This is a genomic window from uncultured Jatrophihabitans sp., from assembly GCF_964244045.1.
GTDB lineage: Bacteria > Actinomycetota > Actinomycetes > Mycobacteriales > Jatrophihabitantaceae > Jatrophihabitans.
The window spans coordinates 148,637-171,153 of sequence record NZ_CAXTHK010000003.1 but is presented as its reverse complement, the minus strand read 5'-3'; the positions used below and the strand labels follow the sequence as shown (position 1 = coordinate 171,153).

23 protein-coding genes and 1 pseudogene are annotated in these 22,517 nt (G+C 69.2%); 9 read left to right on the top strand and 15 right to left on the bottom strand.

Features of this window, described 5'->3' with window-relative positions; translation table 11 throughout:
• Window positions 1–54: 54 nt before the first annotated feature.
• A complete protein-coding gene (locus ACFFC4_RS03975) occupies window positions 55–693 on the top strand; it encodes a YqgE/AlgH family protein (protein WP_375497999.1) in 639 nt (212 codons plus the stop codon).
• Window positions 694–766: 73 nt separating this feature from the next.
• On the opposite strand, the gene ACFFC4_RS03970 is transcribed toward ACFFC4_RS03975, so the two are convergent.
• Entirely contained in the window at window positions 767–1,300 is a 534-nt protein-coding gene (locus tag ACFFC4_RS03970) for a hypothetical protein (RefSeq protein WP_375497997.1), read from the bottom strand.
• Window positions 1,301–1,572: 272 nt separating this feature from the next.
• On the opposite strand from ACFFC4_RS03970, the gene ACFFC4_RS03965 reads away from it, so the two are divergent.
• The gene (locus ACFFC4_RS03965; RefSeq protein WP_375497995.1) at window positions 1,573–1,950 is read left to right on the top strand and encodes a hypothetical protein; all 378 of its coding nucleotides are present in this window, start codon (window positions 1,573–1,575) and stop codon (window positions 1,948–1,950) included.
• A 4-nt stretch (window positions 1,951–1,954) separates the two neighbouring features.
• Here ACFFC4_RS03965 and ACFFC4_RS03960 read toward each other — a convergent pair whose 3' ends face one another.
• The 3 genes from ACFFC4_RS03960 to ACFFC4_RS03950 form a co-directional block, all read right to left on the bottom strand.
• On the bottom strand, window positions 1,955–2,317 hold the full coding sequence (locus ACFFC4_RS03960) for a DUF4267 domain-containing protein (protein WP_375497993.1): 363 nt from the start codon (window positions 2,315–2,317) through the stop codon (window positions 1,955–1,957).
• Window positions 2,318–2,428: 111 nt separating this feature from the next.
• Window positions 2,429–3,529: an inositol-3-phosphate synthase gene (locus ACFFC4_RS03955; RefSeq protein WP_375497991.1), complete on the bottom strand. Its 1,101-nt coding sequence runs from the start codon at window positions 3,527–3,529 to the stop codon at window positions 2,429–2,431.
• Window positions 3,530–3,594: 65 nt separating this feature from the next.
• Window positions 3,595–4,140: a PadR family transcriptional regulator gene (locus ACFFC4_RS03950; protein ID WP_375497989.1), complete on the bottom strand. Its 546-nt coding sequence runs from the start codon at window positions 4,138–4,140 to the stop codon at window positions 3,595–3,597.
• A gap of 232 nt (window positions 4,141–4,372) precedes the next feature.
• On the opposite strand from ACFFC4_RS03950, the pseudogene ACFFC4_RS03945 reads away from it, so the two are divergent.
• Window positions 4,373–4,957, top strand: a pseudogene (locus ACFFC4_RS03945) (dioxygenase); the annotation flags it as partial.
• Between the two features lie 20 nt (window positions 4,958–4,977).
• Here ACFFC4_RS03945 and ACFFC4_RS03940 read toward each other — a convergent pair.
• The 3 genes from ACFFC4_RS03940 to ACFFC4_RS03930 all read right to left on the bottom strand — a co-directional run bounded on the left by ACFFC4_RS03940 (window position 4,978) and on the right by ACFFC4_RS03930 (window position 8,969).
• On the bottom strand, window positions 4,978–6,219 hold the full coding sequence (locus tag ACFFC4_RS03940; RefSeq protein WP_375497987.1) for an arginine deiminase: 1,242 nt from the start codon (window positions 6,217–6,219) through the stop codon (window positions 4,978–4,980).
• Window positions 6,219–8,159, bottom strand: a complete 1,941-nt coding sequence (locus tag ACFFC4_RS03935) for an acyl-CoA dehydrogenase (RefSeq protein WP_375497985.1) — start codon at window positions 8,157–8,159, stop codon at window positions 6,219–6,221. Before ACFFC4_RS03935 ends, ACFFC4_RS03940 begins: the two co-directional genes overlap by 1 nt.
• Window positions 8,160–8,264: 105 nt before the next feature.
• Entirely contained in the window at window positions 8,265–8,969 is a 705-nt protein-coding gene (locus ACFFC4_RS03930; protein WP_375497983.1) for a TetR/AcrR family transcriptional regulator, read from the bottom strand.
• Between the two features lie 102 nt (window positions 8,970–9,071).
• Between ACFFC4_RS03930 and ACFFC4_RS03925 the strand changes: the two genes are divergently transcribed.
• Genes ACFFC4_RS03925 through ACFFC4_RS03910 form a run of 4 tightly spaced genes read left to right on the top strand, consistent with a single transcriptional unit; the run spans window position 9,072 to window position 13,222 of the window.
• Window positions 9,072–10,367 (top strand): acetyl-CoA C-acetyltransferase, encoded by a 1,296-nt coding sequence (locus tag ACFFC4_RS03925; protein ID WP_375498148.1) that lies wholly within the window; start codon window positions 9,072–9,074, stop codon window positions 10,365–10,367.
• Entirely contained in the window at window positions 10,367–11,704 is a 1,338-nt protein-coding gene (locus ACFFC4_RS03920) for a 3-oxoacyl-ACP reductase (RefSeq protein ID WP_375497981.1), read from the top strand. The genes ACFFC4_RS03925 and ACFFC4_RS03920 overlap by 1 nt, the downstream gene beginning before the upstream one ends.
• Window positions 11,701–12,546: a MaoC family dehydratase gene (locus ACFFC4_RS03915; RefSeq protein ID WP_375498146.1), complete on the top strand. Its 846-nt coding sequence runs from the start codon at window positions 11,701–11,703 to the stop codon at window positions 12,544–12,546. Before ACFFC4_RS03920 ends, ACFFC4_RS03915 begins: the two co-directional genes overlap by 4 nt.
• 10 nt (window positions 12,547–12,556) lie before the next feature.
• Window positions 12,557–13,222, top strand: a complete 666-nt coding sequence (locus ACFFC4_RS03910; RefSeq protein WP_375497979.1) for a hypothetical protein — start codon at window positions 12,557–12,559, stop codon at window positions 13,220–13,222.
• A gap of 336 nt (window positions 13,223–13,558) precedes the next feature.
• Here ACFFC4_RS03910 and ACFFC4_RS03905 read toward each other — a convergent pair whose 3' ends face one another.
• From ACFFC4_RS03905 to ACFFC4_RS03880, 6 genes are all read right to left on the bottom strand, one after another.
• Window positions 13,559–14,503: a DUF222 domain-containing protein gene (locus ACFFC4_RS03905; protein ID WP_375497977.1), complete on the bottom strand. Its 945-nt coding sequence runs from the start codon at window positions 14,501–14,503 to the stop codon at window positions 13,559–13,561.
• A 158-nt stretch (window positions 14,504–14,661) separates the two neighbouring features.
• Window positions 14,662–14,826, bottom strand: a complete 165-nt coding sequence (locus ACFFC4_RS03900) for a hypothetical protein (protein WP_375497975.1) — start codon at window positions 14,824–14,826, stop codon at window positions 14,662–14,664.
• A gap of 75 nt (window positions 14,827–14,901) precedes the next feature.
• Window positions 14,902–15,984, bottom strand: a complete 1,083-nt coding sequence (locus tag ACFFC4_RS03895; RefSeq protein WP_375497973.1) for a M48 family metallopeptidase — start codon at window positions 15,982–15,984, stop codon at window positions 14,902–14,904.
• Between the two features lie 63 nt (window positions 15,985–16,047).
• On the bottom strand, window positions 16,048–16,932 hold the full coding sequence (locus tag ACFFC4_RS03890; protein ID WP_375497971.1) for an SDR family NAD(P)-dependent oxidoreductase: 885 nt from the start codon (window positions 16,930–16,932) through the stop codon (window positions 16,048–16,050).
• Entirely contained in the window at window positions 16,929–18,497 is a 1,569-nt protein-coding gene (locus ACFFC4_RS03885; RefSeq protein WP_375497969.1) for a flavin-containing monooxygenase, read from the bottom strand. Before ACFFC4_RS03885 ends, ACFFC4_RS03890 begins: the two co-directional genes overlap by 4 nt.
• Window positions 18,498–18,566: 69 nt before the next feature.
• Window positions 18,567–20,069 (bottom strand): endonuclease/exonuclease/phosphatase family protein, encoded by a 1,503-nt coding sequence (locus ACFFC4_RS03880; RefSeq protein ID WP_375497967.1) that lies wholly within the window; start codon window positions 20,067–20,069, stop codon window positions 18,567–18,569.
• A gap of 146 nt (window positions 20,070–20,215) precedes the next feature.
• Here ACFFC4_RS03880 and ACFFC4_RS03875 point away from each other — a divergent pair, with 146 nt between their 5' ends.
• Both ACFFC4_RS03875 and ACFFC4_RS03870 read left to right on the top strand, forming a co-directional pair.
• Complete coding sequence (locus ACFFC4_RS03875) at window positions 20,216–20,881, top strand: TetR/AcrR family transcriptional regulator (RefSeq protein ID WP_375497965.1); 666 nt, start codon at window positions 20,216–20,218, stop codon at window positions 20,879–20,881.
• 74 nt (window positions 20,882–20,955) lie between these two features.
• Window positions 20,956–21,549, top strand: coding sequence for a hypothetical protein (locus ACFFC4_RS03870; RefSeq protein ID WP_375497963.1), 594 nt, complete (start codon window positions 20,956–20,958; stop codon window positions 21,547–21,549).
• A gap of 12 nt (window positions 21,550–21,561) precedes the next feature.
• On the opposite strand, the gene dcd is transcribed toward ACFFC4_RS03870, so the two are convergent.
• On the bottom strand, window positions 21,562–22,140 hold the full coding sequence (dcd, locus tag ACFFC4_RS03865; RefSeq protein WP_375497961.1) for a dCTP deaminase: 579 nt from the start codon (window positions 22,138–22,140) through the stop codon (window positions 21,562–21,564).
• 68 nt (window positions 22,141–22,208) lie between these two features.
• Window positions 22,209–22,484 (bottom strand): zinc-ribbon domain-containing protein, encoded by a 276-nt coding sequence (locus tag ACFFC4_RS03860; protein ID WP_375497959.1) that lies wholly within the window; start codon window positions 22,482–22,484, stop codon window positions 22,209–22,211.
• Between the last annotated feature and the right edge of the window lie 33 nt (window positions 22,485–22,517).

The following is a 22,517-nucleotide window of genomic DNA, read 5'->3' as shown; positions in this document are numbered from 1 at the left end:
GTCTCCAGTGTCCCAGCCGGTGACGGTCGCGCACGGCGAAGGCAAGATGTGCCTATGGGATCGGCGGACTGGGCGGCGTTGCAGGTGCTCGAGCCTGCGGCCGGACGGCTGCTGGTGGCCACTCCATTGCTGACCGACCCGCACTTCGGGCGCACCGTCATCTACCTGCTGGAGCACGACGGCGGCGGGACGGTCGGCGTGGTGCTGAACCGCCCGAGCCACACGCCGGTCGGGCAGGTACTGCCGGACTGGCACGACGCGGTCGATCTTGCCAGCGGCCCGGCAGTGGTGTTCGGTGGCGGTCCGGTGCAGCCCGACGGCGCGCTCTGCCTCGGTCAGCTGGACGCCGCCGACGCCGGTCCCGGTCATGATGGCCCCGGTCATGATGGCCCCGGGGACGACCCGGCCGATCGCCGTGAGGTCGTGGACGGCGTGTCGACCGTCGACCTGGACGGCGATGTCACCGTCATCGCGCCGCTCGCACGCAGCCTGCGGGTGTTCGCCGGGCACGCGGGCTGGTCGCCGGGCCAGCTCGACGGTGAGCTGGCCGAGGGCGCCTGGTGGGTGTTGCCCGGCGGCCCCGACGACCTGTTCAGCGAGCAACCACGCACCATGTGGGCGCGGGTGCTGCGCCGGCAGCCGCCGCCGCTCTCGCTCATCTCGACGTACCCGTCAGACGCCTCCGTCAACTGAACCCCTATGCGTGATCAACAGCGCCGAAACGTCCGCTGCGGACGTTTCGGCGCTGTTGATCACTGAGGGGAGGTCAGGCGGTGACGAGCTGCCGGGTGTTGTCGGCGGCGACGGTGCGCCGACGGAGGAGGTAACTTCGCGCGACGATGAGGCCGAGGCGGACGACGACCTCGGACAGTGCTAGCAGCACGAGGGCGTCCTGCCAGGCGTCGGCGCCGGTGGTGTGGTGGGCCATGCTGAAGCGGCCGAGGTCCGCCGCACCGGCCGGGTGCGAGGCCCAGACGATGAACGCCAGCCGGGCGCCCATGCTGGCGACCCACAGCGTGGCAGCAACAACGCCGGCCCGGGCGTAACCCTGGCCCTCGACGACCCGGACGTGGGTGGTGAGCCCGCCGGCCACTCCGAGCGCGGTGCCAACGGCTACGCAGATGGTGATGAGTACCAGGTCGTTGCCCGCGGTGGGAATGGCGTGCAGGTACTTGCTGGCGGTGAAGGCCACGATCGCGGCCGGAATGAGCACGAACTGGCGATCGATCCGCGCTTCGCGGACCTGACGCAGGACGATGAGCACGAGCGTGATGTCGATGATCCAGTCGGTGGTTGTCATGACCAGAACACTCGTCCGATCGAGCGCCCGGGGAATCAACCGACGGGTTGAGCCAGGGTGGAGAGCGCCCACTTCATCAGCTCGAAGTACACCTCGGGCTTCTACGGCAACCCCATGCCGACGGATTACCCGGACTACCCGACATGGCGCCAGATCCGTGACGACGTTCGCGACACCGCGTCCCGTTCCTCGATGAGGACCTGTTCACCTGGCGGCAGGGACACCCGCAGCTGTACCTCAACGTCTTCTCGCGCGAGCACGACAGCCTGTACGTGCTCGGGTTCATCGAGTTCGCCGACGCCGCGTACAAACGCTTCGACGAGATGGCCCAGCTGGTCGTCATAGACATCCGCGCCCGCGAGACCGGCGAGCACCGGGCGGAGTGGCGCGCGCTGAAGCGCGACGATCACCCCGACCTGCGCGGTGGCATGTCCTATGTGGACAGCCCGCGGCACGCCAACTACGTCGACAGCGCGACCTACCAGGACTACCTCGCGCAGCTGCGCGACCGCTTCGGCTGGCCGGCGCCGGACGAGCACTCCTTCGACGCGCTGGTGACCGACCCGGCCGCCGAGACGCAGTTGTCCGCGCGTCCCCTTGCCCCAGCTCCGGGACACACGGACAACTCGGTGCGGGTGGGAGCGTCCTAGCGCCTTAGTCCTGGGACAGCAGGTAACTGTGGGCGGCGACGAAGGCGGCCGCGGTGAGCGCACCTCGGACGCGCGACGAGGCGGCGACCTCGCCCGCGGCGAGGATGAGCGCGGCGTCGCCGACGCCCAGAGCGGCCGAGACCGTGGTCAACGTTCGCCGTGATGCGGCGTCGGTGATGCCCAGGGTCAGCGCGCCGAGGGCGAGGGAGCGACTGCCCCACAACCGGGTCATGATCTTCGTCGCGGGAGTGGCTCTCAGCCCGTAGGTCGAGACAAATGCTCCTGGCGCGGCCACCGCGACCGCCCCCAGGGCGACACCACTGACCACGACCGCCTTGCGTACCGAATCAGCTGCGTTGTTCCCCATGGCTGAAGACCGTAGGGCGCAGCGCTGGGGCGCGTCCATCCTCCGTCACGAGTTGTCCGCGCTTGCTCAGCACTCGGCCGGGTCAAGCGCGGACAACTCGGGAGGAACTGCTTAGCGCTCGACGGTGCCGTCGATGAAGTCCTGCACGGCCACGCGAGCCTCGTCGTCGGAGTACTGGACGGGCGGGGACTTCATGAAGTAGCTCGACGCCGAGAGCAGCGCGCCGCCGATGCCGCGGTCCTTGGCGATCTTCGCCGCGCGCAGGGCGTCGATGATGATGCCGGCCGAGTTGGGGGAGTCCCAGACCTCGAGCTTGTACTCCAGGTTCAGCGGCACGTCGCCGAAGGTCTTGCCCTCGAGGCGGACGAAGGCCCACTTGCGGTCGTCGAGCCACTCGACGTAGTCGGACGGGCCGATGTGCACGTTGCGGGCGCCGAGATCGCGGTCGGGGACCTGCGAGGTGACCGACTGGGTCTTGGAGATCTTCTTCGACTCGAGGCGGTCGCGCTCGAGCATGTTCTTGAAGTCCATGTTGCCGCCGACGTTGAGCTGGTAGGTGCGCTGCACCTCGACGCCGCGGTCCTCGAACAGCTTGGTCAGGACGCGGTGCGTGATGGTGGCACCGACCTGGCTCTTGATGTCGTCGCCGACGATCGCAACTCCGGCGTCCTCGAACTTCTTGGCCCACTCGGGCGTGCTGGCGATGAACACCGGCAGCGCGTTGACGAACGCGACCTTGGCGTCGATGGCGCACTGGGCGTAGAACTTCGCAGCGTCCTCGGACCCGACAGGCAGGTAACAGATCAGGACGTCGGCCTTGGTCTCGCGCAGCACGGCGACGACGTCGACCGGGGCCTCGTCGGACTCGGTGATGGTCTCGCGGTAGTACTTGCCGAGGCCGTCGAGGGTGTGGCCGCGCTGGACGGGGATGTCGAGCTGCGGGACCTCGCAGATTTTGATGGTGTTGTTCTCGCTGGCCTCGATGGCCTGCGAGAGGTCGAGGCCGACCTTCTTGGAGTCGACGTCGAACGCGGCGACGAACTCGATGTCGCGTACGTGGTACGGACCGAACTCGACGTGCATGAGGCCGGGGACCTTCTGCGTCGGGTCGGCGTCGCGGTAGAAGTGCACGCCCTGGACCAGGGACGCGGCGCAGTTGCCTACGCCGACGATGGCGACCCGGATGCTTCCGGCCGATGATTGCGAACCCATCTGGGTCCTCCTTCGAGTTGGGATGGTGCGTCTGTGGAGCGGGTGATGGTGCCGGTACTACGGGGTTACTGCTCGGGGCGTTCCGTTCGTTCGTGCTCGATGAGCTCGTCGAGCCAGCGGACCTCGCGGTCGACGGACTCGAGTCCGTGGTCGTGCAGCTCACGGGTGTATCGGTCGACGCGCTGGCCGGTGCGGCTCAGTGCCGACTTCATCCCGTCGCGCTGTTCCTCGACCCGGCGGCGCCGGCCCTCGAGGATGCGCAGCCGGATGTCGGAGCGGGTCTGGGCGAAGAACGCCAGCCGGGCGCCGAAACCCTCTTCCTCGAAGGCGTCCGGACCGACCTCGGCCAGCAGTTCTGCCAGGTGCTCCTTGCCGTCGGCGGTGAGGCGGTAGACCCGTTTGCCCCGCCGCGAACGACCGGCGGCGGCGGTCGGCTCGACCGGTGCCTCCTCGGAGATCCAGCCGGCTTCCGACAGCTTGCGCAGCGTCGGGTACAGCGAGCCGTAGGAGAACGCGCGGAACGTGCCGAGCAGGCTGGATAGCCGTTTGCGCAGTTCGTAGCCGTGCATCGGGCTCTCGTTGAGCAGACCCAGGACGGCGATCTCGAGCACCGCGATCACCCTCCTGTCTGTGACTGTCTGGTCGTTGTCGTGACAGTGAAACGTCTCGACACGATGTATCACGACGATACATCAGCGCGAGACGTTGGTGTCAACTGGGCGACGGGCAGGTGAACGGACGGGGACACGCAGGCCGACAGCTCGATCTTGGCGACGGATCGGACGCGCCGCATGCTCGGCACCTGTAGGCCGACGTTGCCACGTACGCGAGGGGCACCGCTGCATGAGCACGCACACCGCCATCGACGACGCACAGCGCAAGCGCGAGCAGGCGCTCACCGAGACCGTGCTCGCCAGCTTCGCCGACACCCCCGACGAACCGCTGCGGGAGGTGCTGACCTCCCTCGTCACCAACCTGCACGCCTTCGCCCGAGAGGTGCAGCTGAGCGAGGCGGAGTGAACGGCGCCCATCGACGTCCTCACCGCGACCGGGCGCATCACCGACGAAAGAGGCAGGAGTTCGTCCTGCTCTCGGACGTGCTGGGACTGTCGATGCAGACGGTCACCGTCAACCATGAGGTCGACGGCACCATCACCGAGTCGACGGTGCTCGGCCCGTTCTTCGTCGGGGGCGCCCCGCGGATCGACAACGGCGGCGCCATGGCGTTCGGGGCGTCTGGCGAGGCTGCGACACCGTGATCACGCACATCTTCGTGGCCGGCACCGAGCTGGGCGGCGACAGCGTGTTCGGGGTCCGCGAATCGCTGGTCAAGCCGTTCGCACGGCAGGAGTCCCCGGTACGGCCACGCCGGACGGCCGGGCTGTCGAGGGCCCGTGGACGCGCACCCGCTTCGACATCGTGCTGGCGGCTCGGTCGACGATCGTTGATCAGTCGAGCGGGTCGCGCACGACGGGACACGTCATGCACCGCGCCCCACCGCGGCCGCGGCCCAGCTCCCCGCCGGAGATGGCGAGCACCTCGATGCCGTGTGCCTCGAGCAGGGCGTTGGTGACGGTGTTGCGGTCATAGCCCACGACGACGCCGGGTTCGAGGGCGAAGTAGTTGTTGCCATCGCTCCACTGCTCGCGTTCGGCGGCCCGGGCGTCGTTTCCGGCGCGCAGGATCGTCACCTTGTCGACCTCGATGGCGTCGCCCAGGGCCGCTGCCAGCGAGGTGGCGGCCTCGACGTGCAGCGGCTCGGCCTCGTCCTGCCCGGGGGTGACCGTCCAGGCTCGCAGGCCGGCGAGGTCGAGGTGCGGGTAGGCGACGAACGTCGCGCGGTCGACCATCGTCAGCACGGTGTCCAGGTGCATCATGGCCCGCGCCTGCGGCAGGTCCAGTGCGATGACGACGTGCGCGGTCCGGGCGCTGAACAGTCGGCGCGCCAGCAGCTCGACGGCGCTCGGCGTGGTGCGCTCGCCCATCCCGAGCAGGACGACGCCAGGCGCCACCACCAATAGGTCGCCGCCCTCGAGGGTGGCTGGGCGGTGGTCACGGTCGTCGTCGCCGTAGAAGAAGGTGAACGGCGCCGCGCGGAACAGCGGGTGGTAGCGGTAGACCGCGCGGGCGTGCACAGACTCGCGTTGGCGCGCCAGCTTGGCCATCGGGTTCACCGTGACGCCGTCGCCGATCCAGGCCGAGCTGTCGCGCTGGAACAGCGTGTTGGGCAACGGCGGCAGCACGATGTCGTCGTCGGCCAGCGCCTGCCAGCGCAGGCCGGTCAGCGAGCCGAGGCCGAGGTCGGACTTCAGCACGCCGCCGATGAGCAGCCCGGCCAGGGTGTGGGCGTCGACGTCGTCGAACAGCCTGCGTAACGCATGGGCCATCTGCTCGCCGAAGCGCTCAGGCGTGCAGGTGCGGTCGCCGACGAACTGCCGCCCGTCGGGGGTGTCCAGCGCGCCGGCCAGCAACTCCTCGAAGCGGTGGACGGTCGCTCCGCGGCCGGTCAACACGTCGACGAACTGGTCGTGCTCCTCGCGAGCGCGGGCCGCCCACGGCACGTCGTCGAAGAGCAGGTCGTGCATGTTCGACGGCGTCAGCCGGTCGAGCTCGCGGCCCGGGCGGTGCGTGATGACGTGCCTCAGCCGGCCGATCTCGCTGTCTAGCCGCGGTCGGAGAACGTCGGCCACTAGGAGAAAGCAATCGGCGCGGCCAGTGCTGCGTCGGGCACGCCGAAGGCGTCGACGAGCACCCGCGCGTGCGGACGCAGGGCGGCGCACAGCGCGTCGACCTGGGCGATGACCGCCTTGGAGCGCGGACTGGTCAGCCGGCCGTGCTCGGCGAACCAGCCGCGCTCGGCCTCGATCGTGGACAGCACGAACAGGTCGCACACCTGTTCGAGCAGCGCCCGCTCGGCCGCGTCGTCGCAGCGCTCGATGCCCTGCAGGAAGGACTGCAGCAGCACGCTGTCGACGTGGGCGCGAGCGGCGGCGAGCATATGGTCCTGGGCGGCGTTAAAGATCTCGAACGGGTCGTCGGCGCCGGCCGCTTTGCGCAGCCGGCGGGCGAGGGTGTCGAGCAGGTGGGTCTCGCGGAAGTCGAACAGCTCGAGGTGCCAGGCGCGGTCGAGCAGATCGGCATCGTCGCCGCGGCCCGGGGTCGCGTCGATGAGCCGCTGCAGGATGCGCCGGCCGCCGATCCGCTCGACGACGGACTCGATCGCGGCGTCGGCCACGAACCGGGTGGTGCCCAGCCAGTCCAGCGCACCGAAGTGGTCGCGATAACCGGTGAGCAGCTCCTTGCCTACGAGCTGCAACAGGACGGTGTTGTCGCCCTCGAAGGTGGTGAACACATCGGTGTCGGCCTTGAGGCCGGGCAGCCGGTTCTCGGCCAGATAGCCCGCGCCGCCGCACGCCTCGCGGCAGGCCTGGATGGTGCGCGTGGCGTGCCACGTGCCGACCGCCTTGATACCGGCCGCTCGGGATTCCAGCTCGCGGCGGCCGGGCTGTTCGGCGGGATCGCGCTCGAGCGGGGCGTCCAGATCGGGGGTGGTGTCGTGCAGCCCGGCGACGAGGTCGAGCTGGGCGAAGTGCAGCGCGTAGCTCTTGGCCAGGGCGGGCAGCAGCGTGCGCTGGTGGGCCAGGTAGTCGTTGATGACGATCTCGGCGCCATCCGGGCGCTCGAACTGCAAACGGGTGTCGCCGTAGCGGACCGCGATGGCGAGGGCGACCTTGGTGGCGCTGCCCGCGCCGCCGGCCACGCTGATCCGGCCCTGCACGAGCGTGCCGAGCATGGTGAAGAAGCGCGCCGTCTTGTTCTCGATCGGCGTGGAGTAGGTGCCGTCGGCAGCGACGTCGCCGTAACGGTTGAGCAGGTTGGCGCGCGGGATGCGTACCTCGTCGAAGTACAGCCGGCCGTTGTCGACGCCGTTCAACCCGGCCTTCAGCCCGCAGTCCTCGATGCGCACGCCCGGCATCGCGTTGTGCTCGTCGTCGCGGATCGGCACGATAAAGGCGTGCACGCCCTGCGACTCGCCGCGGGTAATGAGCTGGGCGAAGACCACGGCCAGCTGTCCGTCGCGGGCAGCGTTGCCGATGTACTCCTTACGGGCGAGCGGCTCGGGCGTGTGGACCACGAACTCTTCGGCGGCCGGGTCGTAGGTGGCCGTCGTGCGCAGCGACGCGACGTCGGAACCGTGGCCTGACTCGGTCATCGCGAAACAGCCGAGGGTGCGCAGCGTCATCAGATCAGCGAGGTAGCGCTCGTGGTGCTCCTCGGTGCCCAGGTGCAGGATCGCACCGCCGAACAGGCCCCACTGCACGCCGGCCTTGACCAGCAGCGACAGGTCACCCATGGCCAGCATCTCGAAACCGGTGATCGACGCGCCGACCTCGTTGCCGCCGCCGTAGCGCGTAGGGAAGCCATGACTGGAGTAACCCTGCTCGGCCAGTACCTGCAGCCGCTCGAGCACCCGGGCCCGCTGGGTCTCGGTGTCTTCTCCGTACTCGACGGCGAAGCGGGCGTCTTTAGCCAGTTCGCGTGAGCGGTCGCGGATCTCGTGCCAGCGTCCGTCCAGCACGCGTTGGATGATGCCGGCGTCAACGGACTCGAGCGGCGCGAGAGCAGTCATGCGCAGACTTGTACCCGCCGCAAGGTGATCAACTGCGGATTGCTGCTGGTGAGCGACGCGAATCCGCAGTTGATCACCTTGGGAGGGGCCAGAGTCAGGCCGCGATCACAGGGGCGGAAAGATCCCCGGCGCCGGGCGGGCGTCGACGTCCTGCCCTGCGCCCTGCAGGACGCCGGCGACACCGCCCCAGAGCAGTGCGGCCAGGTAGTCGCTGAGCTGATCGCGTGTCATCGCCTCGGGGTGCTCGATCCACCACAGGCTGGCGGCCTGGATGAAGCCGACGATGGCCTCGCCCCAGGGCTGCGCGCCGCACGGGTCGAGGCCGACGTCGGCGAGGCGACGACCGAGGGACTCGGTCAACACGTCGGCTACCGGACGGGCGAACTCGAACGCGGTCGGGTCGCCGGGCCGGGCCTCGTGCAGCGCCCGGTGTGCGGTGACGAAGTGGAACAGCTCGGGATTGTCGCCGAGCAGCTCGAGATAGGCGTCGATCGAGGCCTTGACCATGACCTGCGGCTCGGACTGGTCCTGCACGCGCTGTTGATCCTCCACCCGCTGCAGCGCCCGGGCGATCACGCCGATGATCCGCTCACCCATGGCGCGGTACAGCTCGTTCTTGTCAGCGAAGTAGCGGTAGATCACCGGCTTGCTGGTGCGTGCTGCGGCGGCGATCTGGTCCATCCCGGCGTCGGTGCCGTGCTCCTTGACGGCGACGATCGCGGCGTCGATCAGCTGCTCGCGTCGCGCGAGGCGGTGGCTGTCCCAGCGCGAGCTGCGGCCGTCGGTCCAGCCGACCTCCCGCTCGCTCATATCCGCCCCTCGGGTAGGCCGTCTTGGTCACACCGACTTTGCCGTGACCAAAAGTAGCCGATACCGTTGTTACCGGACAGTAACAACCGTTTGAGGAGTCACATCGTGGACAGTCGTAGAGCCGCCATCGTCGGTGGCAACCGCATCCCGTTCGCCCGGTCGAACGGCCCTTACGCGCATGCGTCCAACCAGGACATGCTGACCGCCACGCTCGACGGCCTCGTCGCTCGCTTCGGGCTGCAGGACGAGCGCCTCGGCGAGGTCGCCGCCGGCGCGGTGCTCAAGCACAGCCGGGACTTCAACCTCACCCGGGAGTCCGTGCTCGGCTCACGGCTGTCGGCCGACACCCCGGCCTACGACGTCCAGCAGGCCTGCGGCACCGGCCTGGAGACCGTCATCCTCACCGCCAACAAGATCACGCTCGGGCAGATCGACTCCGCCGTCGCCGCCGGCGTCGACACCACTTCCGACGCGCCGATCGCCGTCAACGAGGACCTGCGTGCGGTGCTGCTCGAGGTCAACCGGGCGCGCAGTGCCGGCGCCCGGCTGAAGGCACTTGCGGGCTTGCGGCCCAACCAGCTGGCACCGGCCATCCCGCAGAACGTCGAGCCGCGCACCGGGCTGTCGATGGGCGAGCACCAGGCGATCACGACGCTTGAGTGGGGCGTCACCCGCGAGGCGCAGGACGAGCTCGCCGCCGCCTCGCACCACAACCTGGCCGCCGCTTACGAGCGCGGGTTCCAGGACGACCTGATCACGCCGTTCCTCGGCCTCTCGCGCGACCAGAACCTGCGGGCCGACTCGACGGTCGAGAAGCTCGGGAAGCTGAAGCCTGCGTTCGGCAAGAAGTACGGCGACGAGGCGACGATGACGGCCGGCAACTCCACCCCGCTCACCGACGGCGCCTCGGCCGTCCTGCTGGCCAGCGACGAGTGGGCCGCCGAGCACAAGCTGCCGGTGCTGGCGCACTTCGTCGACGCCGAGACCGCGGCTGTGGACTACGTCCACGGCGACAAGAAGTACGACGGCTTGCTGATGGCGCCCGTCTACGCCGTGCCGCGCCTGCTGGCGCGCAACAAGCTCACCTTCGACGACTTCGACTTCATCGAGATCCACGAGGCCTTCGCTGGCACCGTGCTCGCCACGATCGCTGCCTGGGAGGACGCCGAGTTCGGCCGTACCCGACTGGGCCTCGACGGCGCCTTCGGCTCGATCGATCGCAGCAAGCTCAACGTCAACGGCTCGTCGTTGGCCGCCGGGCACCCGTTCGCCGCCACCGGCGGGCGCATCGTCGGCGCGCTGGCCAAGCTGCTGCACGAGAAAGGATCAGGCCGTGGCCTGATCTCGATCTGCGCGGCCGGTGGCCAGGGCGTGACCGCGATCTTGGAGGCCAACTGATGTCTGACCGCTACCTGAACCTGGTCAACTCCCCGGTCGGCTCGGCTGTCGCGTCGCGGGTCGGCCTGCCGCGGCCGTCGGTGCTGCGCCGCTTCAAGGCCGGCGACCCGCTGCTGCCGGGGCCGGTGCTGGTGGGCTCGACCACCGGCAGGCCGAGCGCTGCTCTCAAAAAGCTGTTCACCCAGGCCGGGCTCGAAGTCGTCGACTCGCTGGAGAAGGTCGCCGACGGTGAGCGGGTCGCGGCCGTCGTCCTGGACGCGCGGTCGCTGACCACACCCGCCGAGCTGGCCGCGCTGCGCGAGTTCTTGGCGCCGGGCGTCAAGCGGCTGGGCCCGTCCGGACGGGTGATCGTCCTCGGGCTGCCGGCCGACGGCGCCGACATCACCGTCGACGCCACCCGGCAGGCGCTCGACGGCATCGTCCGCTCGCTGGCCAAGGAGCTGCGCCTGGGCTCGACGGCCAACCTAGTGTGGGTCGCCGACGAGGCCTCGCTGCCCGCGGCCCTGCGCTTCCTGCTGTCCGGCCGCTCGGCGTACGTCGATGGGCAGCCACTGCTGCTCGGCCCGGGCACTGCGCCCGCCCCGGCGGACTGGGACCAGCCGCTCGCGGGCAAGACCGCGCTGGTCACCGGCGCGGCCCGCGGGATCGGCGCGGCCATCGCCCGCGTCCTGGCCCGCGACGGTGCCAACGTGATCGTCGCCGATCTGACCCAGGCCGGCGAGGCGCTGGCCCGGGTGGCCAACGAGGTCGGTGGCACCGCTCTGCACCTCGACGTCGCCGCCGCCGAGGCGCCGCAGCGGTTGCTCGCACACCTCACCGCGTACACGAGCGGCCTGGACATCCTCGTCCACAACGCTGGTATCACCCGCGACAAGCTGATGGCCAACATGAAGCCCGAGCAGTGGGATTCGGTCATCGCTGTGAACCTGCAATCGCAGTTGAACATCAACGCTGCGCTGCTGGACAGCGACCAGCTCAACGACCAGTCGCGGGTCGTGTGCCTGTCGTCGACGACCGGCTTCGCCGGCAACCGCGGCCAGACGAACTACGGCGCAACGAAGGCGGGCGTCATCGGCCTGGTGCGCTCGTCAGCATCGGCGTTCGCCGCCCACGGCGCGTCGACGATCAACGCGATCGCGCCCGGGTTCATCGACACCGAGATGACGGCGTCCATGCCGCTTGCCACCCGCGAGGTAGCCCGCCGGCTGTCGTCCCTGCAGCAGGCCGGCCTGCCCGTCGACGTCGCCGAGGCGGTGGCGTGGCTGTCCTCGCCTGGGGCCGGTGGGGTCAACGGGCAGGTGCTGCGAGTCTGCGGGCAGAACCTGGTCGGAGCCTGACCGTGCCGGAGCTGACGTCAGCGCCCTCGCTGCTGCCGCTGTACGCGAAGGCCGCGGTCACGGGGCCGTTGCACCGCGGGTCGTCGCTACCCGAGTCGAGCTACACGCTGGCCGACCAGCCCATCGACCGTGACCACCTGCGGGCCTATCAGGACGTCTGCGGGTTCCGCGTCTCGGATGTGCTGCCGCCGACGTACCTGCACGTGCTGGCGTTCCCGCTGTCGGTGGCGCTGATGACCGAGGGGACGTTCCCGTTCCCCCTGGTCGGATTGGTGCACGTCAACAACGCAATAACCGTGCACCGGCCGGTCACCGCGGACGAGATGTTCTCGTACTCGGTGCGGGCCGCGAACCTGCGCCCGCACCCGGCCGGCCGGGCCCTCGACCTGCTCGCCGACGTCACCGTCGACGGCGAGTCGGTGTGGACGGGCCGCAGCACCTACCTGCGTCGCGGCAAGCCGGCGGCGGGCGAGAAGCGTGAGCGGACCGAGCTGGGCCCCCAGGTCGGAGCCGTGGCCCAGGTGCGGGTGCCGGGCGATGAGGGGCGCCGCTACGCCGCCGTGTCGGGCGACCGCAACCCCATCCACCTGCACTCGCTGAGCGCCCGAGCCTTCGGGTTCTCGAGCGCCATCGCGCACGGCATGTGGCTCAAGGCCCGGACGCTGGCTTCGCTCGAGGGTCGCCTGCCGGACGCGTTCACCGCCGATGTCGCATTCAAGCTGCCCGTCCCGCTGCCCTCGACGGTGGCGATCGGTGCGGTAGCGACCCACGGCGGCTGGGACCTCGACGTCCGCGCCGCCCGCTCCGGCAAACCGCACCTGGCCGGGACGATCCGCGCGTAGTCTGCGGGTCGTGAGATTGCTGGACGACCCACCGCTGTCCTGGCGGGTGGACCAGGGCGACAGCGACGTTCTGCAGATCGGGCTGTTCGTGCGGGACGCCGCCGGTCTCGACATCTCAGGGCTCGACGTGCCGGGCGCGTTGGATATCCCGCCGTTGGCGGGTATCTCGGTTGCCGACGTCGCTGTCGACTTGCGCGCGGCCGGTCAGCAGTGGGCGTCCTGGTGGCAGCAGCTACTCGAGGTGCAGTTCGCCGATCGACCGGCACCGGCGCCTGGCGTCGACCGTGGGCGCAATCGGGCGCGCTACCTTCTCGCGCGTTGGCAGGCGGTGTGCGACCCGCCGGACTTCGACGCCCTCGCTGACCGCCCGGAGCTCCAGGCGGCGGCACAAGCCGTCTTCGACGATCACCACGTGTGGGGTCGGTTGCTGCCGCAGCGACGGACGGAGTTGGACTGGGCACTGCTGAAGCAGACCGCCGAGGACGTGGCCTTCGACCACCGCGTGAGCATCGACCGGGTGCGGGCGCACATCGTCTTCCTGCCCGTCGACGGCGTGTGGTGGGCGAGGGTGCGCCCCGGCTGCGTGCTCTGCTCCGCAGCCGCAGTCGATGACCCGGTGACGGCGCAGACGCTGGTCCGGGACGCGTTCGTCTCCGGCCTGGCCGTACCGCAGTGACGAGCGGGAGCGTTACGTGCTGATGGGTCGTTGTTGCGGGTCGAGCCATCGTGGTGGAACCCAGACGGGTCGGCCATCGCGCATGTCCAGGCGGAATCCGAGACGTTCGAACTCGCGGTGGTGATATCCACGCAGCAGCACACCGTCGTCGATGCTGGTGCGGTGGCTGTGTTGCCATTCGTTCACGTGGTGGGCTTCGCACCAGCCTGGTGGTGCGGTGCAGGAGAGGAAGCTGCAGCCGCCGTCTCGCGGCCATGGCTAGTCGTTGGCCTTCGGTGAAGATGCGGTGGCAGGTGCTGTAGGCGGTGACCGCTTTGAGGCTGTCGAACACGACGGTCATGACGCGGGTGTCGCCGTCGGACCAGGACAGCGCCTCAGCCACGGGACTTGCGCGCCGTGGGCGGTGGTCGCGAATCCCTCCCGGCGGGTGAACTGTTCTTCGGTCATGGTGAGCACCACGGTGGTGGACACGCCGCCGGCGTCCGGCAGGCCGCCGCGCACGATCATCTTCACTCCGTCGAGCAGCCCGTCGTGGCGGCGCTGCCCGGGGGTGCGGGTGTCCTTGACGCCGTTGCTCTCGGGTTTGGGGGCGGCGAGGGAGTCGAAGACGACCTGCAGGAACTCGCCCAGCTCGGCGGTGCCCTCGAACGAACCGGTGCAGGAACCGTCGGGTCGGGTGTGCATGCTGAGGGTGCGCTGCTTACGGCGGTAGTCGACGTTGCGGAACTTGCCGTCCTGATCCAGCCAGTCGGTCTCGCGTTGCGCAGCTTGGGCCAGCTGCTGCGGGGTGAGGTGCAGTTCGCGGGTGAGCCCGACCAGGCGGGCCTCCACCACGGGACCCTGGTCTTTGACTGCGTCGGGCAGCTTCTCGATGCAGTCGGTGATCACCCGAGCCTGCCGCGCCGACAACATCCCCGCAGCCTGGGCTGCCGCGACCACCGGGTACGCCGGTGGCAGCAGCTCGCCCGTCAACGCGCGGCGGGCGCCGGCGGCGTGGTGGCGGGCGCGGGCCTCCCCTGGATCGATGTCCAGCAGGTGACCCAGCAATCGCGGCACCGTGCGCGCTCCGACGGTGATCGCGATTCCGCGGCGTTCCAGTTCCAGAATCTGGGCGTGATCCACGGTCTCCAGGCGGTGACGCAGCCGTTCGGTCTCGCGCAGCAGCGCGGTGACATCCTCGTCGGGGTAACTGGTCAGCTCTCCCGCTCGGAGTGCGTCGATCGCGGCGTGGGCGGCGGCGAGCGCGACCGTCAGGTCGGGCCGCTCCAGCGTTTCGCTCACGTATTCGATTTTAGCGGAAAAGGCGGGCTCCCACCACCCTGAGCCCAGCAAATTCGGGGATTCTTGCATGAAGATCCGAACGAAACGCGAGCCGAGAGCGCGCCGAACCGGCTACATGGAGTCCTTCGTCGCTGTGCCTTGCCTTCCAAAGGCAGAAGTCAGCGCTTCAGAATGCCCCGCCGTCGACCCTCGGTGGCCAGGGTGAACCCGAACAGCACGAGGGCGATGATGAACAGGAAGAACAGACCCTTGATCAGGAACCCGACAACACCCATCAGGATCCAGATGGCCAGCAGGACGAGCAGTACCTTGCCGACGTTCATCGCGCACCTCCGGCCCGGGTCATCGCGACCCTCGTGTGTTCAACCCGCGACGCAGCCGCCGGGTTCCCGCAGGAGTTACAGACCCGGATCGGGGGTCGGTTCGGAGTCGTCGGTGGCGTGTCGCCCGGCCGGCTCGGGGCCGCGGGCGACCCGGTTGAACCAATCGACGACGCTCTCGGCCGCAGTACCCACCGTCGCCCCGACGTTGCGCACCGCGCCGACGAGCGGATCGCTGGACTCCTCGATCCGGGTGCGGTAGGTCCGCGCTGCCTCCTTGGCCGTCTCGGTGAACGACGCGTCGCGGTCGTCGGCGCGCAGCGGATAATCGCCGGCCAGGATGCGCTCGAACTCCTCCGACGCGGCCCAGCGCCGGATCTCGGCCGCCCGGACGACAGAGAAGGGGTGCGTGGTGCGCTCGGTGTTCAGCAGCTTCAGCACGCCGTCGCGCAGATCGCCGGCGCCCTCGTACTCCGCTGCCTGGGCCAGAAACGCGTCGGCGTCGATGCGGTCGAGGTGTGCGCCACCGGCCATCTTCATCTGCAGTCGCAGCGCGGCGTCGACGTCCTGGCCGGCGAGCAGCCCGGCCCGGTCGCCGGACAGCTCGGCCTTGCGCTGCCATTCGCGCAGTGCCGCGATCAGGGCGCGCAGGCCCAGCCCGCCGGCCGGCACCCAGCCGAACGACCCGGCCAGGTTCAGCAGGTGCATCAGCAGCGACTGGTACAGCGCGTGCCCCGACATTGCGTGGCCGACCTCGTGGCCGAGCACGAAGCGCCGTTCGTCGTTGTCGGTGAGTTCGTACAGTCCGCTGGTGATGGTGATGAACGGCCGGTCGACGCCGAGGGTCATCGCATTCGGCACCGGATCGTTCACGACGTAGAGCTCGGGACGCTCCGACGTGTCGAGTACGCCGACGACCTCGCTCAGCAGCGCGTCGAGATCAGGGAACTGGCGCGGGCCGACCCGCACCGAGGAGGCCAGGTAGGCCAGCCGGTACTGCCGTTCGCGCAGCATGCCCGACGCCAGCTTGATGAGCTGGTCGAAGCCGGGCACTGAGCGCAGCGCGGTCAGCGCCGCTCGATCGGCCGGGTGCTCGAACGCGCGGGAGCTGATGCCGGTCAGGACGGTGCGCCCCGCGGCGTCTACCGACGGTGATGTCATGGCCGGAGCTTACGATCTCCCGATCACCAAAAGGGCAGCGGCTGGGAGGGCAGGGGAGGGGGGTCAGGCGCTCGCGCGGGTGTCGGCGGTGTCCGTCGATCCGACCGGAGTCGAGGCAGCGGCGGAAAGCTTGTTCGCATGTCCGCCCAGGGCGGCACCGAGACGCTGATAGGCCGGCCCGACGATGCGGACGAGGACGTCCAGCACCTTGGCATCGATGCCGACGACGGCCCGCGGTCGGTTGTGTTGCACCGCGCGCAGGATGGACTTGGCGGCGGCTTCGGGTGTGGTCTTGGCCAGCTTCGCGTCGAAGTACTCGGCCAGCTTCGCGGCGTCCTGACCCTCGACGGCGCCGCCGTTGCGGGCAATCGCGGTCTTGATGCCGCCGGGGTGCACGCAGGTGACGCGCACGTCGTGGCCGGCGATCAGCATCTCCTGGCGCAGCGCCTCCGTGAACCCGCGCACTGCGAACTTCGCCGCGTTGTAGGCGCTCTGGCCGGGGATCGAGAGCAACCCGAATAGGCTGGAGATATTGACGACGTGCCCGTCGCCGGAGGCGATGATGTGCGGCAGGAACGCCTTCGTGCCGTGGACGACACCCCAGAAGTCGACGTCCATGACCCGCTCGATCTGCTCGAAGCTCATGGCCGTGATGTCGCCGGTGAAGGCGATGCCGGCGTTGTTGAAGATCAGGTTGACGCCGCCGAAGTGCGCGGCGACCTCGTCGGCGTAGCTGAGCACGGCGGCGCGGTCGGTGACGTCGAGCGACGCGCTGTGCACCGGCGCGCCGATGACCCGGATCTGCTTGACGGTGGTGGCCAGGCCGGTGGCGTCGACGTCGCTCACCGCCAGCTTCGCCCCACGACGTGCAAGGTCGTAGGCCAGCGCGCGGCCGATGCCCGATCCCGCGCCGGTGACGACGGCGACCTTTCCCTTGAAGTCGGTCATGAGGTGCTCCCTAGAAGTTCCGTGTGTTGGGTCGTGCGGGTGGTGGTCTCGTACGCGGTGACGTCGAAATGCTTGGTCTGACGGCGGAAGACGAACGTGAACGTGGGCCACAGGGTGGTGTTGTTCCCGCGGGCGTCGAGGTACCAACTTGCGCAGCCGCCGGTCGTCCAGATGGTCTGCTTCATGTGGTTCTGCAGCTTGTCGTTGTACCGGCGCTGGACGTCGGCGCGCACCTCGAAGGTCTCCAGGTTCGCAGCGTCCATCGTGGCGAGCGCGCTGGACAGGTAGTTCAGGTGCGACTCGATCATGTGAACCATCGAGCTGTGCCCGAGGCCTGTGTTGGGGCCGACGACGAAGAGCAGGTTCGGGAAGCCGTGCACGGCGGCGCCGCGATACGCCTGCTGCCCGTGGGTGGCCCACACCTGCGCCAACGAGCGGCCGTCGGCGCCGATGATGCGCTCGTAGGTCGGCGAATCGGTGACGTGGAATCCGGTCGCCACCACGATCGCGTCGACCTCGCGCACGGTGCCGTCGGTGCTGACGATGGCGTTCTCGCGGATCTCGGCGATGCCGTCGGTGACCAGCTCGACGTTGTCCTGCGCGAGCATCGGGTACCAGGTGTTCGAGATCAGGATGCGCTTGCAGCCGATCTGCCAGTCGGGTGTCACCTTGGCCCGCAGCTCCGGGTCCGCAATGCCCTTGGCGATGTTGCGCTCGGCGATCTTCTGAGCCGCCTTGAGAATTCCTGGCTTGTAGCCGAAGCCGATCATGTACGTCTCGCGGCCCCAATAAATGGCCTCGCGCGCGACCCGCTGCAGACCCGGGACGTGCCGGTAGGCCAGCGACTCGAGCTTCGAGTACGGCCGGTCGTGGCGGGGCATGACCCACGGTGCGGTGCGCTGGTAGACGTCGAGCTGCGCGACGCCGACCGAACTGTCCTTGCCTGCGATCGCCGGCCCGACCTGGATGGCCGAGGCACCCGTACCGATGAGGGCGACCCGTTTCCCGCGTAGCGACACGTCGTGGTTCCAGCGGGCGGAATGGAAGATCTCGCCCTGGAAGTTCTCGATCCCCTTGATGTCGGGCAGGTTGGGCTCGGCCAACGCCCCGACCGCACCGACGAGCACGTCGGCACTGAACTCGCCGTTGGTCGTGTCGACGAGCCAGCGGGTGGTCGTGGCGTCCCATCGGGCCTGGGTGACCTCGGTGTCGAACAGGTGCTTGCGGGCAACGTCGTACTTGGCCGCCACGGTGCGCAGGTAATCCTGGATCTCGGGTTGCGGCGAGAACGAACGCGACCAGCGCGGGTTGAGCTCGAAGCTGTACGAGTACAGGTGTGAGGGCACGTCGCAGGCCGCACCCGGGTAGGTGTTGTCGCGCCAGGTGCCGCCGACCTCGCTGCCCCGCTCGATGACCAGGAAATCGTCGCGGCCGTCCTGACGCAGTCGGATTGCCGCGCCGAGCCCGGCGAAGCCCGAGCCGATGACGAGCACGCCGAGGTGCCGGCGCCCGTCTCGGGTGGTGGGTGGGGGGGAGGTGGCCGGGCGCGCGGGTGCCTGCGTCATGGTGTCAGCCTAACCAGGTCGTTGAACTGCAGTCAATAGGTAGTTGACTCTAGTTCAATAGCGCGACGGTCAACTCGACGGCAGGATCACCCGTGCATAGACCGGGTTGTGGTCCGACGGGATCGCGCCCACGAACCGGCCGTGACTCAGCTGGACGACCACGCCCCACGCGGGGACGGCAACGCCCGGCGTCACGAAGATCCGATCGAGGTAGATCCCGTAGCGCGGGGGCGTGCGTCGGTACTGGTTGTAGCTGTCGTAAGCGGCGTTGTACTTCGTCTGCGCGACCAGGCTCGCCTCGTCCAGCGTTACATGCATCGCGTTGCCCGGTACGTCGATCTTGCCTTTGCGCATGTCGGAGTTGAAGTCACCGGCGTACACGACCGGCAGGTGGGCGGTGTTGTAGCTCGCCACCTCGGCCAACAACCTGTGCACCTCAGCCAGTCGCGTGGCGTCGCTGTTCAACGGGTTCGCCAGGTGCGGGCTGACGAACAGGAACCGGGCCCCGGACTTCAGCTGCAGCTGCGCGTAGATCGCCCGGTGCCCGGGCGTGCTGTCCATCTCGAAGACACCGCAGGAGCAGTGGGCAGGATCAGGATCGACGAGGCTGACGGTCGCCGTGTTGTAGATGACGTAGCCCTGGAAGTTGGTGCCGTAGTTGGGATAGCTCAGCTTCTCGGTTGGGGCGACGCGATAACCGGGCAGCAGCCGGGTCAGCGCGTCGGCCTGCCGGTCGGACGGGTGTGCGCCCGAGCCGAGGTAGTAGCCGGCCTCCTGGACGCCGATGACATCGGCCGGTGAGGCCTTGAGCAGCGCCGCCTGCTTAACGACCCGCTGGGCGTAGGGCGCGATCACCTCGGTGGCGTTGTCGTTGCGGGTGCCGTCCGAGGTCTTCTTGAGCAAGTTGTACGTGATCACCCGCACGGCCTGTTCGCTCGTCGTAGCGGCGATCTTGGTGACTCCCGACCACGCCGAGCGCGATCCGTAGTTGGCGGCCTGGACGCGGAAGTAGTAGGTCACGCCACGCGTGAGCCCGTACGGCGTGAAGCGGTGCACGTTGCCGACGTAGTAGTTGCGCCGACCGGTCGTCATGGCCGAGTTCGTGGCCTGCGCGATGACGAACGACGTCGCCCAGCTGCTGCGCCAGGCCAGCCGGTTCCCGGCTGCGCCGGCGGCGGCAGCCAGCGAAGAGGGAGCTGACGGCTGCAGGCCGGCGGTGGGGATCGCGGCAGAGAGTTTCGTGCGGGTCTTGGTGCTCGCGACGACGCGGTAGTAGTACGGGCGCGAGGTGCGCGGCAGGCCGGCGAGCGTCATTCTCGGCGCGGCGTACAGCCGGGAGTGGTAGCCCCGGGTGATCGGGTAGTACAGGTCGGACTTCGTAGTCGAGGCGTAGAGCCGGTACCCGGTGGCGTTCGCCGAGCGATTCACGGCCACCGTGAACGAGGTGGCACCCGCACTCGCGACGTGCAGCCCGGTGGGGGCGGCCGGCGCCGGGGAGGCCTGGGCTACGCCAGCCGGGGCGATGAGGCCGGCGGCGACGACGGCGAACACGGCCAACGCTCTGCGCGTCATGGTCGACTCCTTGTCGGGGTGCAGCACGTCATGAACAGGTACGCGCCCCCAGCACGTCGACCGGCCGAGACCGATCACGATGATCCTAAACGACAGAACCGCGGGAGCGTCGTTGACTCGCGTTCAATAGCAGTTAAGCTGGTGGCGTGCACCCCCCGGCGAAGCGGGTCCGGCTCAGCCCCGAGGCCCGGCGCGCGCAGCTCATCGAGCTCGGCGTGGAGATGCTGGCCACCCGCACCCTGGACGAGCTCTCCGTCGAGCTGATCGCCCAGAAGGCCGGCATCTCGCGCGGTCTGCTGTTTCACTACTTCGCCTCCAAGCGAGAGTTCCACGTCGAGGTGGCCCGGGCCGCAGCCGGCGAGATGATCCGGCGCACCGAGCCCAACCTTGCCCAGCCCCCGGTCGAGGCACTGCGCCATGCGTTGGACGCCTTCATGTCCTACGTCGAGGAGAATCCCGACAACTACAAGTCGCTGGTCCGCGGTGCGGCCAGCGGCGACGCCGAGATGCGGGCGATCTTCGACGCAACCCGCGCAACGATGGCCCAGCGCATCATCGCCGTCGTCGATCAGCTCGGCTTCACCCTGAGCGCGCGGGCCTCGCTGGCGGTCCACGGCTGGGTGGCATTCGTCGAGGAGTGCGTCGTTCGCTGGATCGCCGACAACGTCGAGCCTGGGCCCGGTTCGGTCGGGCGCGAGGAGCTGCTCGAGATGTTGACCAAGTCGCTGCCCGCTATCACGCTCGCGGCCTCCGACGGCGAGATAGGGACGCTCGTCCAGATCCTGACCGCCAGCGAAGAACTGAGCGGATGACGTCGCGCTGACCGCCCGCTACCTGTGATACTCCGTCCCGATAGCCCTGCTTGATCTTCGACGAAGAAGGTGCCGTGGTCGCTGCTGCGCCCCGCCGGGCCCGGGTCCTGCTGAGCGCGCTGATTGGCGCCGCACTGACGGCATCGACGGTGCTGACGGGCTGCTCGAGCAGCGCACCGGCCGAGATCAGGGCTGCGCCGGCCGTTACCGCTAACGGCAAGCACTACGTCTACGCGCCCGGCTCGGTCGCGAGGTCAGCCTGGCCGAACGTGTGCTCACTGCTGACTACGGAGTCGGCGGCGGCCGCGGTCGGGAACGCGGTGACACCCAAGGCGTTTCACCGGCGGTGCTTCTACATTCCCAAGAACGACTCCTTCCCGACGCTGACCGTGACGATCCTTGGCATCGGCAACGACCAGCGCGAGGCCTACGACCGGGTCCGTGACAACACCGGCCGGTTCGGTCCCAAGCGGGTGGCCGGCGTCGGGAAGGCGGCCGTCATCTACCCCGTCAGCGGCTCACCGACCGTCAACCTCGATCTGCTTGCCGACCAGGGGCTGTTCGAGGTCGCGCTGCGCTCACCGGTGGGCAACAAGGTTGGGCTCGCCGAGTCGCAGGCAGTCCTGGTCAAGGTCGGCAAGGTGCTGGCCAGCGAGTTCGCCGGCTGAGTCACCCGTCGCTCAGGCCGTGGGCCAGCGCTGGAAGTTGAGGTACGAGCGGCTCGGGGTCGGTCCGCGCTGGCCCTGGTAGCGCGAGCCGTACACCGACGAGCCGTACGGGTGTTCGGCAGCGCTGGACAGCCGGAACAGGCAGAGCTGGCCGATCTTCATGCCCGGCCAGAGCGTGATTGGCAGGTTGGCGACATTCGACAGCTCGAGCGTGATGTGGCCGGTGAACCCCGGGTCGATGAAGCCGGCGGTCGAGTGGGTCAGCAGCCCGAGGCGGCCAAGGCTGGACTTGCCCTCTAGCCGCCCGGCGAGGTCGTCGGGCAGGGTGACGATCTCGAGCGTCGAGCCGAGCACGAACTCACCAGGGTGCAGGACGAAGGGGTCCTCGCCCTCGGGCTCGACGAGAGTGGTCAGGTCGTCCTGCTGGGCGGCGGGGTCGATGTGGGTGTAGCGGGAGTTGTTGAAAACCCGGAAGAAGCGGTCGAGGCGCATGTCGACGCTCGAGGGCTGCACCAGCGCCAGGTCCCACGGTTCGACGGCCAGCCGACCGGCCTCGACCTCGGCGCGGATGTCGCGGTCGCTGAGCAGCATGGCGCAGAGGCTATCCGCTGGCCTGCGGGCCCTGCGGGCCCGCTGCCCTGCTGGCCCGCTGAGGAGCGTCAGTAGCGCTGCGCGGGTCGGATCTGCGGTACGGGGCGCGGTGCGGCACCGTCGAGCAGCTCGTCCACCCGAGCCGGCGACAGGGCGGTGGCGTGTGCGCAGTAGGTGCATGTCATGGCCCAGGACCGGGAGACGGCGACCAGCGGCAGGAACAGCACCACGATGCGGCGGCTGCGGCGGACCAGACGGTGGGCGGCGGGGTTGCCGCAGCGCTCGCAGATCACGGTCAGTACCGCGATCGTGCGCACGGAGCGGCGCAGACCGAGAACAATCATCAGCAATTCCTCCCTCGCTCCTATTTTCCGTCA